This window comes from Actinotalea ferrariae CF5-4, assembly GCF_000603945.1.
In the GTDB taxonomy this organism is placed as follows: domain Bacteria; phylum Actinomycetota; class Actinomycetes; order Actinomycetales; family Cellulomonadaceae; genus Actinotalea; species Actinotalea ferrariae.
Map to the genome: position 1 here is coordinate 1 of NZ_AXCW01000296.1, position 457 is coordinate 457.

Here is a 457-nt window from a genome sequence, read left to right on the forward strand (position 1 = left end):
CCCAGCAGCCGACGGCGCCCACCGCGTCACCGGTCCGCCCGGCCCTCCCGGACGGCGCGCGCGGCCCGGTGGGCAAGTACCCCGCCCACGAGCGCCCCGGTCAGCAGGGCCGCCGCGCTCGCGAGGAAGGCCGCCAGGACGAGGCCCGGCGGGCCGCCCACCAGGATCACGACCGCGGCCACCGCCGCGAGGACGGCGCCCACCAGCCCGGCGACATCGGTCACGGTGCGTCCCGCCTGGTGCCCGGCCTGCCACGCCTGCGGCGACGACAGCGTCGCCCGGGTCCGGAAGCCTGCCCCGCGGTTCGGGCCGAGCCTGCCGTCGGCGGCCGCCCGATTGACCTCCCGGACGGCGACCGCCCCGACGACGAGCAGTACCGCTCCCGCGAGCAGCACGCCCTGGTCCTCCATCAGTGTCCCCCTCCGTGCCCGACCGCCGGCCCGACCGCCGGCCCGAC

Annotated in this window: 1 protein-coding gene; it reads right to left on the bottom strand. The window is 79.9% G+C overall.

Going from position 1 to position 457, the window contains the following annotated elements; genetic code table 11:
• Positions 1-26: 26 nt before the first annotated feature.
• Positions 27-457 (bottom strand): SdpI family protein (locus N866_RS16625; protein ID WP_216699472.1); only part of this gene is annotated, 431 nt, incomplete at its 5' end.